8 protein-coding genes are annotated in these 13,930 nt (G+C 60.2%); all 8 read left to right on the top strand.

The window, feature by feature from the left end; translation table 11 throughout:
* On the top strand, positions 1 to 809 hold an 809-nt coding region (locus tag AC4DF4_RS15010; RefSeq protein ID WP_490048925.1), incomplete at its 5' end, for a transposase.
* 79 nt (positions 810 to 888) lie between these two features.
* The gene (locus AC4DF4_RS15005) at positions 889 to 3,834 is read left to right on the top strand and encodes an endo-alpha-N-acetylgalactosaminidase family protein (protein WP_490048924.1); all 2,946 of its coding nucleotides are present in this window, start codon (positions 889 to 891) and stop codon (positions 3,832 to 3,834) included.
* Between the two features lie 233 nt (positions 3,835 to 4,067).
* A complete protein-coding gene (locus AC4DF4_RS15000; protein WP_490048923.1) occupies positions 4,068 to 6,944 on the top strand; it encodes a DUF8487 domain-containing protein in 2,877 nt (958 codons plus the stop codon).
* A gap of 76 nt (positions 6,945 to 7,020) precedes the next feature.
* Entirely contained in the window at positions 7,021 to 7,653 is a 633-nt protein-coding gene (locus AC4DF4_RS14995; protein WP_490048922.1) for a family 43 glycosylhydrolase, read from the top strand.
* A gap of 124 nt (positions 7,654 to 7,777) precedes the next feature.
* Positions 7,778 to 7,948: a hypothetical protein gene (locus AC4DF4_RS14990; protein ID WP_490048921.1), complete on the top strand. Its 171-nt coding sequence runs from the start codon at positions 7,778 to 7,780 to the stop codon at positions 7,946 to 7,948.
* Between the two features lie 43 nt (positions 7,949 to 7,991).
* On the top strand, positions 7,992 to 10,682 hold the full coding sequence (locus tag AC4DF4_RS14985) for a glycoside hydrolase family 38 N-terminal domain-containing protein (protein ID WP_490048920.1): 2,691 nt from the start codon (positions 7,992 to 7,994) through the stop codon (positions 10,680 to 10,682).
* 157 nt (positions 10,683 to 10,839) lie between these two features.
* The gene (locus tag AC4DF4_RS14980) at positions 10,840 to 13,341 is read left to right on the top strand and encodes an alpha-L-fucosidase (RefSeq protein ID WP_490048919.1); all 2,502 of its coding nucleotides are present in this window, start codon (positions 10,840 to 10,842) and stop codon (positions 13,339 to 13,341) included.
* 23 nt (positions 13,342 to 13,364) lie between these two features.
* A partial coding sequence (locus AC4DF4_RS14975) for a hypothetical protein (protein ID WP_490048918.1) occupies positions 13,365 to 13,930 on the top strand: 566 nt, incomplete at its 3' end.

The following is a 13,930-nucleotide window of genomic DNA, read 5'->3' as shown; positions in this document are numbered from 1 at the left end:
CCAATCTCGTCTCCGGCATGAAGTGGTTGCTCTCGGCCTACAGCCAAGGCTGGAACCGCGCGCACATGCGGCGCGGGCATGTGTTTCAGGGGCGCTACAAGGCGGTTCCCGTCAACGCTTCGGATTCCGACACGCACTACTTCAAGGCCCTCGTGGATTACATTCATCTCAATCCTGCAAGGGCAGGCCTGGCGGGCGGCGATCACGGGCCACTCCTGAACTACCGCTGGAGTAGCCTGCCCAGCCATCACAAGGGAAACGGACCGGACTGGTTGGTCAGCGGGCGGATCCTGCGCACGTTCCAACTGGCGGACGATGGTCGTGGCAGGCGTGCCTACGTCGCGTGGTTGGAAGCCAGAGCGGCGAACGACGGCGGCAAGATTGACGAAGATGCGACCAATGCGATCCGGCGGGGCTGGTATCTCGGCAAGGACAGTTTCAAGGACAAGCTCCTCAAGATGCTGGAAAAACCTCCGCGCGGTGGGAGTGGAGGCAGTCGCCGCGCCGACGGTGTGGAGCGCTATCGCGGGGAAAAGGAAGCGTTGAGGATACTGAGAGAGGGCAGCAGCCAGCTTGGATTGCCTGTGAGCCAAACAGATTTGGCAGCACTCAGAAAAAGCGACTCCCGCAAGGTTCAAATCGCCATCATGTTGCGAACCCACACCTCGGTGAGTAACGAATGGATCGCCCAAAAGCTGGCGATGGGGCATCCTGGTTCAGTAAGCCGATCCGTCTCGGACGGCAGAGCGGACAATACGATGCTGAAATCGATCAAAAATATAGAAAAAATGTTAATCCGTGAACTCTGACCCCATTGACTAAAGACAAAACAGGATGGTGACGGCAAACTCCTTGATGGATGTGCGGGAAGCGTCGTAATTTCACCCCGTGAAGGAACGAACAAGCTGTCTTGATGCCGCCAGGTGCGGACTCCGGTCCCGGGGGTTCGCCTTGGCGTTCCCAGTCTGCGCCCTTCTGGGTGTCCTCGCCGCGGTGGCCTCCGGGGAATCCCGGCCGACGCTGAAGTTCGCCGGCTCCGCGCCTGCGACGGTGGCGATCGAGGAGGCCTTCAAGATGTCTCTCGACAACCTGATCGATATCAACTCGATTCCCTACGACCCCGGCAAGTGGAACGACACGGGCCTGCTGGAGACGGAGACCGACAGCCGGTTCCTGCGCGCGGCGCCTGCCTACGGCGACAACCCGTGGGTCCACGACGGCGCCTACAACACATGGAGCGCCATGAACCTGCTGGAGGCGAACGACGGCCGCGCCACCCGCGTCGCCAGGAACACCCTGTGGGCCTGCTGCGACATGGAGGACGGGAAGCCGGTAGTGAACATCAGGGAGAGCGCCCACAGCGAGTGGTACATGTATCAGTTGTGGAACATCGCCGCGTGGCATTACTATCTGGTCACCGGAGACGCCGGCTTTCTGGCCAAGGCCTACGAGGCGGCGGCAAAGATCCTGGCCAAGCAGGAGGCGGGGCATTTCAACGCGGACTACGGGCTCTTCGAAGGATCGTTTTTCGTCGGCGACGGAATTTCCGGATACCCTGAGCCGCCGTTCGACCCGGACCGACACAGCAGCAATGCGCTGGATTACCCGGAGGTGCACAAGGCGTTGGTGCTGAGCGCCAATTGTGTCTATGTAGGCGCCTACCGGGCCACGGCCGCCATGGCGAAGCAACTCGGCAGGCCGCAACGTGAAATCGACCAACTCACCTCCAAGGCTGAGAGCGTGGCCGCCGCGATCAACAAACACCTGTGGATGCCGGAACAGAAGCGTTACGGGTACTTCATCCATGGAACCGGAACCAGGAAGGCCGGAACCCTGGATCCCAGCCAGGAAGGCGGCGGGTTGTCATTTGCCATCCTCTACGGCGTGGCGGATGCCGAGCGGACCAAGCTCATCCTCGCGAATGTCCACCGGCAACCCAAGGGGATCACGATGACCTGGCCCCATTTCGCACGCTTCAGCGATGAGCGGCCCGGCCGGCAGAACGTCAGCGTCTGGCCCCAGATCAACGGCTTGTTCGCGCAGGCGGCATGCATCGGCGGGCGGACCGACCTGTTCCAAAGCGAAGTCGAGAACCTGGCCGGGTTGTTCCGCGGCAGCGGCAAAATCCGCGAGATCTATCACCACATCACTGGCGAACATTGCGGCGGCTTCCAGATGAACAGCACCGGCAAAATCACTCCCTGGCAGGCCGTCGGCAACCAGGCGTGGGGCGCCGGTGCTTTTTGCCGGATGATCTTTTACGGGCTGTTCGGTATGGATTTCGAAACCGGCGGCATCCGGTTCGCTCCGACCCTGCCGGCCGCATGGGGCGAAGTTCGCCTGGGCGATCTACGCTACAAGGACATGACGCTGACCGTCACCTTGAAGGGGGAGGGGAATGCGATCCGCAGCTTCGAGATCAACGGCAAGTCCGCTACCGAACCGTTCGTGTCCGGACACCTGAACGGCGAACAACACGTCACCATCCTGCTGGGCCAGCGCCCCGAGCCCCGGACGCCGCCCATTACTTCGCCCGCGGTTATTCCTGCAGAACCATCAGGTGACTATTACGACTACAAGAATACAATGAAGCCGGAACGGCCGTGGCTGGTGGACTGGCACCAGCGGTTTGTTTACCGGATCATGCTTGCGGTACGGGGCGGGCTAGGTGACAAGACTGCAGCTCCTGAAATATTGGCACAACGTCCGCCTGAGCACGCGATTGTGGGCGGCGACGGGAAGATGCACCAGAAGTTTCTCACCTATGAGCAGGCACTTGAGGTGATCAAGAAGGTGCATGACCTTACCTGCGGCATCCCGCAGGTGGTTATGCTGACTGGCTGGCAGTATGAGGGGCACGATTCGAAGTATCCCGCCTGGGGCGCGGCCAGCAAACATCTAAAACGCGATTGTGATGCCACAGCGGAGGAGAGTCTGCGGTGGCTGATGCGTGAAGCACGCAAATACAACTGCCTGGTTGCACTTCATATCAATATGTTTGATGCCTACGAGGACAGTCCGTTGTTCCAAGAATATCTTGAGAAGGATATTATTGCCAAAGACAAGAACGGCAAGCCCATTGTAGGCAACCGCTGGTGGGGGATGGACTGCTATCATGTGAGCTACACGCAGGAATGGAAGCTGGGGCTTGCCCAGAAGCGCATAGACGACCTCATAGCCATGGTGCCGGAAATCCGGGACCACCACTGTATCTACATTGACGCGTTCCTGGGCGCCAGGAAGGATGGCCAGGAAGCACCGATAAGCCCATATCTTGGTTACCGCAAGGAAGAGGAGGCCAGGACACAGCGTAAGATATTCCGCTACTGGCGTGATCGCGGAATTGACGTATCTTCAGAGCATGTGGTTGGATTGCGGGTAGACCGTTTTGTGGGACTTCAGCCGTACTCATGCAGTCAGTCAAAGTTGATTGCCGATCTGCCGAGTGCCCTGTATACAACGTCGCCATACCAGCCCCAATTCTACAAGGTGGAGCCCGAAAAAAGTTTTTGCGAGGGATTCTTCCTGAGGACATTGCCTTATTACTACAAGAACCATCCGGCGGGAAACCGTGATTTTCGCGGCATGATTCAGGGAACAGATATCTGCATGCCGGCGCTCTGGACCAGTGAGCCTACGCTTATCGCCTACAGCAAGGATGGCTGTAAAGATAAGAGGTGGAAGCTGCCGGATGGCTGGCGCGATGTCAGGAAAGTTCATGTTGCCGGCATAACAGATACAAATGCGACCAGGAGTGTTGATGTGTCAGACGGTGCTATTATCCTGTCGTCCGGGCCGGACCAAGCTGTGAAGATTACAAAAGGAGTTAAATAATGCTGCGTATCAGCGAGAATTTATCTGTCACCTTATAACGATGATGAAAAGCCGCTCCATTAAACATCCTCCCCCTTTTTTCTTCCGAGGACCGCCCTTTCAGGCTATTCTCCGGGCGAGGTGAAAAAGCAAATTCCCAGCAGTCAGATGAACCTTCATACGCAACCGTAATGGATGGGATCAGCCGCCGTCGTTTTCTAGCCGCCACCGGGATTTGCGCGGGGTCTCTGCCCATGCTGGAGCAGTGGCTGGCAGCAGCCACGGTTTCCGGAACAACGGATACCTATACGCCGCCCTTGAACGGGCCCGGCGATCGGGTTGTTTCCCTGGCTGGCAACTGGGCCTTGCAGCTCGACGCGGAAGATGCCGGCCTTGAACAGCAATGGTTCCTTCGTTCCTTGCCGGACCGCATCCAGCTTCCGGGCTCGCTGGACGAACGCGGCAAGGGATCGCTGAACGAAAAACGCGAGACAGGAATGCTTTCACGGGTTCGCACTCACACCGGACCGGCGTGGTTCCAGCGCGAGATCGAGATCCCCGCCGGATGGGCCTCGCTGCGGGTGCTCTTTGCCATCGAACGCAGCAAGGCGACGCGGGTTTGGCTCGACGACCGCTTTGTCGGCTCGGCGGATTCACTCTCGGTGGAGCAGTGCTTCGATCTGGGAACCCATCTCCCGCCAGGCCGGCACAAACTCACAGTGCGGGTGGACAACGCCCATCGCCCGCCTGTCGGCGATCCTCATCAACTCAGCGAACACACACAGACAAACTGGAACGGTTTGCTCGGGCGGATCGAATTGCGGGCGCGCGACGCCTTGTGGATCGAAAGCATCCGCGCCTTTCCCGAAGTGGCTGCCAGAAGCGTTCGCGTGGTCATCGGAGTGGGCCGGGATCCGCAGCAGCCGTCGGACATCGGCGGCAAGCTCAAATTGCTGGCAAGCATGTGGAACTGCGGTGAAGGGAAAAGCACGAACGCACCGGAAATCACCGTCGCCTTCGGTCCGCAGGATCGCACCGTGGAGGCGAACCTCCCGCTCGGTCCGGACGCGCGCATCTGGGATGAATTCTCGCCGACTCTATACCGCCTGCGTGTCGAGTTGACCACGGAAACGGGAGACCGGCGCGTCACCGACCTGCGCGAGACGGATTTCGGATTGCGGGAATTCGGCCGCAAAGGCAGCCAGTTCACGATCAACGGCCGGACGATTTTCCTCCGGGGCAAGCATGATGCCTGCGTCTTTCCTCTAACCGGTTACGCGCCGATGTCGGTGGACGAATGGCTGCGCGTCCTGCGGATCGCGAAGTCCTATGGCATCAATCACTACCGTTTCCACACCTGGTGTCCGCCGGAAGCGGCGCATGCGGCGGCGGATATTGTGGGCATCTACATGCAGCCTGAACTTCCCAACTGGAATTCCCTCGGCGAACTGCCGAAGGGTATCGATGGCGATGTCGAGCTGCGCGGGGAGGCCACACAGGGCACCCGCCATGCAGATTACCTCCGGGCCGAAGGCCGGCGCATCCTTGAAGCTTACGGCAATCATGCCTCGTTCGTGATGTTCGCGCTTGGCAACGAACTCGCCGGCAGCCGCGAGGCCATGGCGGCCCTGGTGGCCGACTTCCGCCGCTTCGATCCGCGTCCACTCTACGTCCAGGGATCTAACAACTACATCGGGGCGCCCACCCTGGCTCCGGGCGACGATTATTGGACAACCACCTTTACGGGCGGTCACTACAGCGGCGGTATCTTCTTTCCCGATATGGACCACCGCAGGGTTCGCGGTTCCTATCCCGTCCACACGACCGGCCATATCAACAACCGCCCGCCAGCCAGCGACTTCGACTACCGCGAGGCGATTCGCGACGTGCCGGTGCCCGTGATCGGCCACGAGATTGGCCAATTCCAGGTGTTTCCCGATTTCCGCGAAATCAAAAAATACACCGGAGTTTTGCGCGCGCGCAATTTTGAGATTTACCGCGAACGGCTCGAACGGGCCGGCATGCTCGATCAGGCGGAACAGTTTCTCCAGGCCTCCGGCGCGCTGGCCGTCATCTGTTACCGTGAAGACATCGAAGCCGCCCTGCGCACTCCCGGTTTCGGAGGATTCCAACTCCTCGACCTCCAGGACTTTCCCGGCCAGGGCACGGCCTTGGTCGGTATCCTCGATGCCTTCATGGACTCCAAAGGCCTGATCGAGCCGGAAGCCTGGAGGGAGTTTTGCAGTGAAACCGTTCCGCTCCTGCGCATGGCGGGCTACACATGGCAGCAAGGCGACCGATTCCGCGCCACGGCCGAACTGGCCCACTACGGTGCGGGCCGAATTGACGGAGCACGCATGTCCTGGGCGGTGGCCGATGGCCGCGGCCGCATCGTGAAATCCGGGGAATTCAAGCGCGTGAACGTTCCGCAAGGCTCCCTGATTGCTTTCGGGTCAATCGAGTTTGATCTCAAACAGTTTTCCGCACCGGAGGTCTATAAGCTGACCCTCGGCCTGGAAGGTTCTCCCGCGCGCAATTCCTACCGCTTCTGGGTCTATCCCGACGAGGCGGCCGTGTCGCCGCCGGCGGGCCTGGCGATCAGACGCGGTCTGGATGCTACCGCCCTGCGGGTGCTCGCCGCCGGTGGCCGTGTCCTGCTGCTGCCGCACGAATCCGCTCTCGTGCGCAGCGTGCCGGGCAGTTTCCAGCCGGACTTCTGGTGCTACCCCATGTTCAAAAAATACCATCCGCCCGGCACCCTCGGCATCCTCTGCGACCCGCAGCACCCGGCGCTCGCGGAGTTTCCGACGCGTTTCCACTCCGATTGGCAATGGTGGCCGATCGTGCGCCACGGGCACTGCATGGTGCTCGACGAAACGCCGCCGGACTTCCGTCCGCTGGTCCAGGTCATCGACAACTTCGAGCGCAACCACAAGCTGGCTATCGCCTTCGAAGCCAGGGTCGGCGATGGCCGGCTTCTCGTGTGCAGCGGCTCGCTACTCGAACAACCCGACCGCCCCGAGTGCCGCCAACTCCTCCACAGCCTGCAGCGCTACGCCGCATCGGATCGCTTCCAACCGAAGCAGTCGCTACCACTTGAAACTCTCAAGAAGATCTTCCACACGTCATGATCCACCTTCTTTTCCCCTACCACAGACGGCCCATCAGCGTATTCTCCACGCAAGGTGAAAAAGTAGATTCCTAGCATTGATAGCCTTCGGCATTCGTGCGGCCGCTGATCCGGTGCCGGTCGATGAGGTATTCAATTCCGGCGGCTTCACCCGGGCACCCGAGGGTGCGCTCGACATTGCCAAGGTCCCCGCGCCCTTGTTCCGCGACCCGGTGTTCGATGGTGCGGCCGATCCGTCGCTTGTCTGGCATGGGCCGGAAAAGGCTTGGTATGTCTTCTACACCCAGCGCCGGGCGAATGCGGAATTGCCCCCTCCGGAATCATGGTATATGGGCACGAAAATCGGAATCACCAAATCCACCGACCAAGGCCGCACCTGGAGTTATATCGAAACAGCTCAGGGCATGTCTCGCGGAATTAAGGAAGAGACATTCTGGGCTCCGCATGTCTTCGAAGATAAGGGGACCTATCATATGTTCGTCACCTATATCCCGAAGGTCGTCAAAGCGGCAAAAGGTCAGTCTGTAATATGCCATTACACCAGCACGGACATGATCACCTGGGAATACAGCGACACCGTGGATGTGAAGTCCGACGACATCATAGATCCTGCCGTGGTAAAACTCCGGGATGGTCGGTGGCTGATGGTGTTCCGTGACTGCAAGCGACAGAACCGAACGGCAAAGCACATCCCTCTCACTATGAACTGATTCGCACCGCGCAACTTCTTTCCCCGGTCCGGTCACCGGCTCTTTCAACGGCCTTCACCGGGAAAGCAATTTCCTGCAGTCATTGATTGAAAGACGAACACCTTGCACCCCGTATCACTACCCTATGTCGTGTTCTAGCAATCTGCGCCTGATCGACCACTACCCCGCCTGGCTTGACGTCATGAACAACGACCCGGCGCGCTTCGATAAACTCGTTCCCGACCGCATCCATCCCAACGCCGAGGGAGCCCGCGAAATCATCATGCCCACCCTGATAAAAGAACTCGGCCTATAACAGCAAAATTCCAACGCTCAGCCAACATGCGGGAAAAAAACATATGAAACACCCCATCCTCACTTTGCTCGTCTTGTTCTCCCTGCTCGCGGTCCATGCGACCGAGCCAGCCGCCGCGGAGGCGGCAGACACCAACACAGGTCCGACCCAACAACCTTCATCAGGGGCGGCGACCAAGACGGGCAGCTCAGTGGCAGTCTCCGGCCCGCGCGTGCGGGAGGTGATTGTCGTCTTCAAGACGCATTTCGATATCGGCTACACGGACATGGCCCGCAACGTCGTCCAGACATACCGCACGACGATGATCGATCAGGCGCTCGATGTCGTTGACCAGAACCGCGACCTGCCGGCGTCGCAGCAGTTTGTATGGACGATTCCCGGCTGGCCGATGCACCGGATCCTCGATTGGCCGGAGCAAACGCCGGAGCGCAGGCACCGCGTGCTACAGGCGTTCAAGGACGGGCGATTCGTCGTCCACGCACTGCCCTTCACGATGCACATGGAGACGCTTGAACTGGAGGATCTCGTGCGCGGCTTCGGTTTTTCGACGAAGGTTTCCGCCGCTGCCGGGCTGCCATTGCCGCGCGACGCGAAGATGACCGACGTGCCGGAGCACACCTGGACGACGGCCACGATCCTCAGCCACGCGGGAGTGAAGTTCATGCACATCGGCTGCAACCCGATGAGTGGCGCACCGCAGGTCCCGCCGCTTTTCTGGTGGCAGGGGCCGGATGGTTCGCGCGTGCTCACGATGTACTCGCCGCATTATGGCACCGGGTTGTTCCCGCCGGACGATTGGCCACACCGCACCTGGCTGGCGCTCGAGCATACCTACGACAACCTAGGCCCGCCGAAACCCGAAGAGGTGAAGAAGATCCTGCAGCAATACGCGGACAAAATGCCGGGAGTGAAAGTCCGCATCGGCCGGCTCTCGGATTTCGGCGAGGCGATCCTTGCCGAGAAGCCGGACCTTCCGGTCGTCCGCGCCGACTCGCCGGACACGTGGATTCACGGGCCGATGTCGGATCCGGCAGGAATGAAGATTGCACGCAACATTCGTCCGCTGATCGCCGCGACCGAATGCCTCAACACCGAATTGCGCGCCTGGAACCAGCCGGTTGCCGACGCCTCGGCCAGCATCGCGGCGGCATACGAAAAGAGCCTCATGTATGGTGAGCATACCTGGGGCGGGTCAATCGCCTGGCTGGACAGCAAGTTTGGCTTCGGCGACTCGTTCTGGCAGGAGCGGGCCAGCGGCCGCTACAAACGTATCGAGGAATCCTGGGACGAGCATACCGCCTACATCGAACAAGCCCGCGACATGACCGGGCCGCTCCTCACATCGAACCTCCAAGCCCTCGCCCGAGCGGTTTCCGCCGACGGCCCGCGCATCGTCGTCTTCAATCCGCTGCCGTGGCCCCGCGACGGCGTCGTTCGTTGCGGAACAAACGAATTCATCGCCCGCGATGTGCCACCGCTGGGCTACCGGACGTTCCGGGCCGACGCGCTGCCGACGGCCGCTGGCAAGCTTGCCGCCGACCCCGGGACGGCCACGATGGAAAATGATGTGTTCACTGCGGTGTTGGATCCGCGGCGCGGGGTCATCCGCTCGCTGATCGACAAGCGTTCCGGCCGGGAGTTGGTCGACACGAACAGTGATTTCGGTCTCGGCCAGTATTTGTACGAGCGCTTCGACTACGGCCAGATATGGAGTTTTATCCGCTCGTACCTGAAGGAACAGGACAGAACGCGGGCGTTCGAGAAGCGGGGCCTGCCGGAGAATGTTCCGTACCGCGCCGCCTCGCCACGCGATTTCAAACTCCGCTTCGAGACCAGCCCGAGCGCGATCACCGCCGTGATGGAGAGCGCGGCCGCGACGAATCTGCCTGCCATCACCACGCGGTTGATCCTTTATCGTGGCCAAAGCTACGCCGATCTGGAAATCACCCTTCACGACAAGCCGTTGGATTCCTGGCCCGAGGCGGGCTGGCTCTGTCTCCCGTTCAAGGTTGACGCTCCGCGGTTCCGGCTCGGGCGGCTCGGTTCGATCATTGACCCGGCCAATGACATCGTGCCCAACTCCAACCGCGACCTGTTCGCCCTGAACACCGGGCTGACCCTGACCGATCCACAGGGCAACGGAGTCGGCCTGTGCCCGCTCGATCATCCGGTCGTGAGCCTCGGCAGGCCGGGATGCTGGCAATCTACCAAGGAGGAGTTCCAGCGCAAGCCGGTTGCCTTCCTCAACCTGTTCAACAACCAGTGGAACACCAATTTCAGGCTTTGGAACGGTGGCACCTGGACCTCGCGCGTCCGCATCTGGGCCGTGGACCACGCCGGGGACGAGGCAGCCCTGATCACGCCGTCGCTCGAAGCCCGCTACCCGCTCCTTGCCGCAGCCGCCGACACAACCACCATCCCGCCGCATCCGCTCCCGCCCACTCGCGAGGGCTTATCCGTTTCGCGCCGCGGAGTGCTCGTGACCGCCTTCGGCGCGGATCCGTCCAACGCCGGGACGCTGTTGCGGCTGTGGGAACTGGCCGGCGCTTCCGGTGAAGTTTTGGTCAGACTTCCCGAGGGCATGCATGCCACTCGCGCGATGCCGGTGAACCTCCGCGGCGAAGCGGCGGGCGAACCGATCCCCGTCAAGGAGGGTGTCTTCCGGTTCGACTTGAAAGCCTTCGCTCCGGCCAGTTTCGTGCTTGCGATGAATAGGGAAGGAGACGGACGATGAAAACGATGAAAATGATAGCGGGATGGTCGCTGGTTTCCCAGCTGATTGCGGGCGCAGCGCCCGCCGCCGAATCCGCCGCGGTGACCCTCACGAGCACGGTAAGGAACCCTAAAAGGTATAGAGGAGAAAGGTTATTATGAGAAATACAATAAGATGCATGGTTGTGCTGTCGTTGATGGCGAATGTGGTTATGGCGTTCAGTGTCAATGCCGGTGAGCCGTTGGTGCAGGAGAAGACGCTGCCTGACGGTCTTACGGAACTGAGGGTTGTTTCGGATGCTGGAAAAGACCTGGCGGTTTATAAGGTTGACCTTAAGACCCGCCACGAACCGGCAACGGACAGGACGGGAAATATAAAAGAATGGGAGAACTGGCGATACGGCGGGTTCTTCTGCTTCAACGACAATCAGTTCACGGGCGAGGAGTTTTCGAAGAACAAGGATGCGAAGCTCTTCAATCCGTCGAAGCTGGATATATCAGGCTGGGCGAAGACGATGAAAAATGCCGGGATGAAATATGCGGTGCTGACAACACGGCACACTTCCGGATTCCTCCTGTGGGACAGCCCCACGAGCGAGCTTGACGTCGGAAGCAGTCCCGGCAAACCCGACGTTGCCGGCGAGTTCGTCAAAGAATGCCGCAAGGCCGGGATTGCACCCGCGTTTTATTACTGTCTGTGGGGCGGCAAAGATTGGATGCAGCATCCGAACGCGCGTGCGATCATCCTGGCGCAGCTCAACGAACTGGCCACGAAGTTCGGCGATATCCCGTATTTCTGGATAGACATGGGAAACTGGCGGCCGGGTAACCTGTCGATTCAGGAGATCTACGATTCAATCAAGAATGCCCAGCCGAATGCGATCGTAATAATGAATCAGCACATTCAGGATGGGCAGAAGATAAACTATTTTCCGACGGATGTGATGAACGGTGAGGTGGTTGTCCCGCCAGCCGGAGGTCATCAGCCCCTCCGAACGGTGAACGGCAAGCAGTATTACCTGCCGTTTGAGTTTGAACCAGTATCGCAGCGTATTTCAAAAGGAACAACAACGCCCATGGGGGCAGTCGGCGCCTGGTTTACATATGGGGAAGGGAAAGGCTTCGAGGTCAGCAAGCCGATAGAAACCAAGGTTTTGTTTGACTGGATCAAACAGGCGTATGACCGGGGCGCCGCGAACGTGCTGTTGAGCCTGGCGGCGGATCATACCGGGAAAATGAGACCGGATGACGTCAAACAGCTGGAAGAACTTGGGAAAATGCTGAAGGAAGCCGACCTGCTGGAAGATCCCAAAGCAGCAGTCCAGCCAGTTGTATCACCTTCCCTTGGTAGCCCTGCCAAAACATCCGGAACAGGGGAGAACAATATTCAACAAGACGGTACGGCAATGGCATTTGTCTGGCCGTCCGCCATTCCTGCCGACTGCCCATTCCCCCGCTCGCCGACGCTGACCGGGATCTCCTTCACCGGCCGCAACCGCGGCTATCGGGCCGGCGACACCTGGTATCCGTGCTGGGCCAGTGACGACAAACTGTATTCGCCGTGGACTGACGGCGGCTTGGAGGGCATGGTCTCCGGCTCGTCGCACGGCGAAAAGGCCCAAACCGGCCATGCGGTGATGATCGGCGATGACCCGTTGCAACTCGAAATCCACAACACATCGCCGCCGAAGACTGCCAGTGCGCGGCCTTGCCAGGGCCGCTATCCCTGCGGTTCGCTCGTCCATGACGGCATCTGGTATTACGGCACCTACTGCCTCGGCCCGGAGCCGGGAGACTACACGCACAACGGCCTGATCTGGAACTGGCCCTATCTCGGGCCGATGCCCGGCTTCCACATCTCGCGCGACCTCGGCAAGACCTGGCAGGCCCCGCCGCTCTCGCCCGCACAACCGTTGTTCCCCGAGCCAGCCAAGTATTTGGGTCCGGTGAAGATGGGCGCTCCGCACTTCGTGGACTTCGGCAAGAACATGGAACACTCGCCCGACGGCAAGGCGTATCTCCTGGGAATGGGCGCGGAGGAGAATGACCCGCAGCCGCGCCCGTGCCTCAGGCTCGGCGCGCCCGGTCAATGGTTTGAAATCAACCCGGACTGCAAAGACGACTTCGCCCACGCCAACCTCAGCTGGATTTCCGCCGACCAGGTTTATCTTTCCCGCGTCAAGCCTTCGCCGGAAACCATCAATGATATCAAGGCGTACGAGTTCTTCGCCGGACACGACGCGAATGGAAGGCCGCTCTGGACATCGGATTTCGCCAAGATCAAGCCGTTGCTCGAATGGAACAACCACCTGGGCTGTGTCACGGCCACCTGGGTGCCGGGATTGAAGAAATACCTCATGTGTGTCACGGACGGCTGGCCGACGATGGCGAAAATGACCTCATACATCCTCGAAGCTGACGTCCTGACAGGCCCATGGCGAATGGTGACGTACATGAAGGATTTCGGGGAGCAGGGGTTCTTCCTGAATTTTCCCAGCAAGTTCATCAGCGCCGACGGCCGGACGCTGTGGCTGTGCTACTCAGCAAACTTCAGTTCCGGCATGAACGGCCAAGTGCTGAAGCTCAATCCGCCCGGTGGCCGCGGCGTGCTGCGCCTGCACGAGGTCAAACTTATGGATCCGTCACAACAAACTAAAAACGAAGGAAGGAAGAACCAATGAGGGCAATTCAGTCGATCTGCCTGATGTTTGTTATGATGCTGGTTTCGTATGCGGCGCCCGCCGCCGAATCTGGTTCGACCACCCTCACGGGTGAGGGATGGACCATTGAAACGCAGGGCGACCGCGGCCGCCTCACGATCAAGCACGAACGCCTCGGGACGATCCTGCGCGAAGTGCGCCTGAATCTCGAGGCGAACGGGGCCGTGCAGGAGATGCCACAATGGAAAGCGGAGGTCACCGGTCCTTTGGTGCACACCTCCTCGTCGCGGGGGGAGACGAAACAATGGACGCCGGAGAGCGGGATTACCGGCCGCCTGCTGGTGAGAACCGCGCAGCCTCCCAGCACCTGGATTTTCGAGCCGACCCGTGAATGCCTGAAGATTTCCAGCACGGCTCCAGGGGCGGTCTTGACCGGGCTGGCGCCAGTTTCGAAGGCGCGCGGACTGGCCCGGCTGTTGGATGCCGAAGGAACTCCCGTGATCTGGCAGGGGACGGGCGAGTGCGCCGGGACCTTTGGCGGAGATTATACCCGAAACACTTCATTCCTGCCGCGGGAAAACCCGGAGTGCATGTATTTCGCCTTGGGACA

It is taken from the genome of Luteolibacter sp. (assembly GCF_058122085.1).
This window is presented reverse-complemented; position numbering and strand designations above follow the sequence as displayed.

Bases quoted from the DNA above. Each gene is read 5' to 3' on its own strand.
- AC4DF4_RS14985 (WP_490048920.1), top strand. From the start codon at position 7,992: ATGAAACACCCCATCCTCACTTTGCTCGTCTTGTTCTCCCTGCTCGCG.
- AC4DF4_RS15000 (WP_490048923.1), top strand. From the start codon at position 4,068: ATGCTGGAGCAGTGGCTGGCAGCAGCCACGGTTTCCGGAACAACGGAT.
- AC4DF4_RS14980 (WP_490048919.1), top strand. From the start codon at position 10,840: ATGGTTGTGCTGTCGTTGATGGCGAATGTGGTTATGGCGTTCAGTGTC.
- AC4DF4_RS14990 (WP_490048921.1), top strand. From the start codon at position 7,778: ATGTCGTGTTCTAGCAATCTGCGCCTGATCGACCACTACCCCGCCTGG.